The organism is Klebsiella sp. AqSCr (assembly GCF_008452795.1).
GTDB classification, from domain to species: domain Bacteria; phylum Pseudomonadota; class Gammaproteobacteria; order Enterobacterales; family Enterobacteriaceae; genus Klebsiella; species Klebsiella pneumoniae.
This window is the reverse complement of sequence record NZ_MJDM01000043.1, coordinates 1-2,137: the sequence shown is the minus strand read 5'-3', so window position 1 is coordinate 2,137 and position 2,137 is coordinate 1. Positions and strand designations below refer to the sequence as shown.

The 2,137-nt window shown below is 51.5% G+C and carries 6 protein-coding genes; all 6 read left to right on the top strand.

All coding sequences use genetic code 11. The features are described from left to right. Positions 1-97 precede the first annotated feature (97 nt). The 6 genes from BHE81_RS26335 (at position 98) to BHE81_RS26310 (ending at position 2,045) form a co-directional block, all read left to right on the top strand. Positions 98-454, top strand: a complete 357-nt coding sequence (locus BHE81_RS26335) for a hypothetical protein (protein WP_004152717.1) — start codon at positions 98-100, stop codon at positions 452-454. A 60-nt stretch (positions 455-514) separates the two neighbouring features. Then, on the top strand, positions 515-727 hold the full coding sequence (locus tag BHE81_RS26330) for a hypothetical protein (RefSeq protein WP_019706020.1): 213 nt from the start codon (positions 515-517) through the stop codon (positions 725-727). A 10-nt stretch (positions 728-737) separates the two neighbouring features. Beyond that, positions 738-962, top strand: coding sequence for a hypothetical protein (locus BHE81_RS26325; protein ID WP_014343499.1), 225 nt, complete (start codon positions 738-740; stop codon positions 960-962). A gap of 80 nt (positions 963-1,042) precedes the next feature. After that, entirely contained in the window at positions 1,043-1,363 is a 321-nt protein-coding gene (locus BHE81_RS26320) for a type II toxin-antitoxin system RelE/ParE family toxin (protein WP_004152720.1), read from the top strand. Next, positions 1,353-1,631, top strand: coding sequence for a helix-turn-helix domain-containing protein (locus BHE81_RS26315; protein WP_004152721.1), 279 nt, complete (start codon positions 1,353-1,355; stop codon positions 1,629-1,631). The genes BHE81_RS26320 and BHE81_RS26315 overlap by 11 nt, the downstream gene beginning before the upstream one ends. Next, on the top strand, positions 1,632-2,045 hold the full coding sequence (locus BHE81_RS26310; protein WP_004182074.1) for a helix-turn-helix domain-containing protein: 414 nt from the start codon (positions 1,632-1,634) through the stop codon (positions 2,043-2,045). The last annotated feature ends 92 nt before the right edge of the window (positions 2,046-2,137 follow it).

The following is a 2,137-nucleotide window of genomic DNA, read 5'->3' as shown; positions in this document are numbered from 1 at the left end:
GTTCAGCAGGTCCCCGCACAAAGTCAAAACCGCGGCCCCGGCAACTCAACGGGTGATGGTTTTAAAAGGCAGAAAAACAGACAAAGGAGAAAGCTGGATGAGCACACAAAACGTCAACGAAAAACCCTCCACCAAAGAAAGCACAACCCTCCGGACTGACGGTTTTGTGCGCAACATTCATTCCCGAAACCCGTTCGATGTTATCCGCGCCGATGTAGTGCTTGAACGTATCGAGAAAAAGGCTGGTCGGAGCTGCGGGATGCATTACGAGCTGTATCAGGCCCATCTGCTGGGTGGTGCGCTGGATTATCTGGATGCGCTGCCGTTGAAAGACCGTCCGGTGTTAATGGGCGCTGCGGCAAAGCGCGGCTATCTGCTGACGCTAGCCGAAGAGGAACGCGCGCTGGAAGCACGGGATGTACTGATGAGTGAACTGGCGGCAAACGACTGCTGAGAAATAAACACGGATGGCGGCGTATCGCTGCCATCCCTTAAAGACCAGAGGTAACGCAAAATGAAAGTATACGGCCATCAACACTCATCAGAGGTTTTCTCCCGGGAAACTTCCCCATCCTGTTTTGAACCAAAAGCGGAAAAGGTGATCGCTTTTCATGGAAAGGATGCCAGTTACGCCTATAACGTGCTGGCCGATCTGAAAGCCGCAGGTGCTTCATATACGCGCCGGAATATCATCGCCGATATGTTCCGCCGTCTGGGTGTGGAATGAGGTCTGGGCAATGGAACACGTGAAAAGACAAATCCAGCAGGGGGCAGGGAACGCCTATTATGCGGGGATGCAGTGGCGCGGTATTACACTCGGACACGCCGATGCTGCAGCGCTTAATCAGTTTGATATCGATATCAGCAAAGCTCAGGCACCCGAAGCACGCACCTGGTTGCTTCAGAACAAAGCGGAATTCATCGCTCTTATGCTGGGTATTGAGATTGTAAAGATCGGGTAGTGAGAAGTCAGCTAACTTAGCTCTTGAGCTAAGTTAGCTTTTAAGCTAACGTATACACATACGGACCAGAGATTACATTCATGTTCACAGTCATCTTTCATGATGAGGCTGAAAAAGAGTTTACGGCTCTGCCTGCTGCCATTCGTGCAAAAATGGCCAGGCTACTCATGAAGCTGGAAGCAAACCCTCGCCAGCTACGCGAGCCAGATACCAAGCCGCTTGGAAACGGCCTTTTCGAAATACGTACAATGGGGGCAGATATCGCCCGCGGAATCTGGGTATATCAGAGTGGTGAACGTATTTTTCTACTTCGGATCTTTATCAAAAAATCGCCAAAAACGCCCCCGGCAGAAATAGATCAGGCACTTCGCAGACTGGAGGAAATGCAGAATGAAATATAAAACCCTTAGCCAGGTTCATACCGAAGCAATGAACGATCATGAGTACAGCGCGGCATTCGAGGCAGAAGAAGCCTCGGAGCTACTTCGGGAAACCTTAGCAACATGGAGAAAAGAAGCGGGTTTGACGTCGGCACAGGTTGCAGAACGTATGGGCATCAAAGCGCCTACTATCTCACGTATGGAGAAGAACGCTTCGCGAATGAGTATTCAGACGCTGGTTCGGTACGCCAGAGCCTGCGGTGTTAACTTTAAAATTCAGCAGGTTTGAATGATTAGCGATGCCAATAAAGCGGTGAATGACCTGGCGAGTATTGTCCCTCTGCTGGGTGGCAGTTCGTCCCGCAAAGATTACGAAGAGGCACGTAAACTCGTTGAATATCTTCTGGAACATGATCCGGACAGCCCGCTGGTTGATATGCTGACTGCCCGCATCGATGCCTGGGAAGATAACGCGGTGGAATTTGAAGAATTTAATACGCGCTTCGAAGCAGGCAAAAACGGTGTATCGTTGCTGCGGGTTCTTATGCAGCAATACGGGCTTTCTCAGTCCGATTTCGAAAACGAGATAGGTAATAAATCGCTCGTCAGCCGGATCCTCAGTGGTGAACGCAGTCTGACCTTTGATCACATGCGGGCGCTGGCAAATCGATTTCAAATCCCGGTCTCGATGTTTGTTGACTGATTCGGGAACAGAGCAGGCGAAGGGGGCATCGGTCCCCGTCTGGCCGCGCCTCGAAAGACCGCGCGCCTGCGGCGCCGGGAAAACCGGGCCGC

Coding starts and splice junctions, on each gene's coding strand:
- BHE81_RS26335 (WP_004152717.1), top strand. CDS start 98: ATGAGCACACAAAACGTCAACGAAAAACCCTCCACCAAAGAAAGCACA.
- BHE81_RS26330 (WP_019706020.1), top strand. CDS start 515: ATGAAAGTATACGGCCATCAACACTCATCAGAGGTTTTCTCCCGGGAA.
- BHE81_RS26325 (WP_014343499.1), top strand. CDS start 738: ATGGAACACGTGAAAAGACAAATCCAGCAGGGGGCAGGGAACGCCTAT.
- BHE81_RS26320 (WP_004152720.1), top strand. CDS start 1,043: ATGTTCACAGTCATCTTTCATGATGAGGCTGAAAAAGAGTTTACGGCT.
- BHE81_RS26315 (WP_004152721.1), top strand. CDS start 1,353: ATGAAATATAAAACCCTTAGCCAGGTTCATACCGAAGCAATGAACGAT.
- BHE81_RS26310 (WP_004182074.1), top strand. CDS start 1,632: ATGATTAGCGATGCCAATAAAGCGGTGAATGACCTGGCGAGTATTGTC.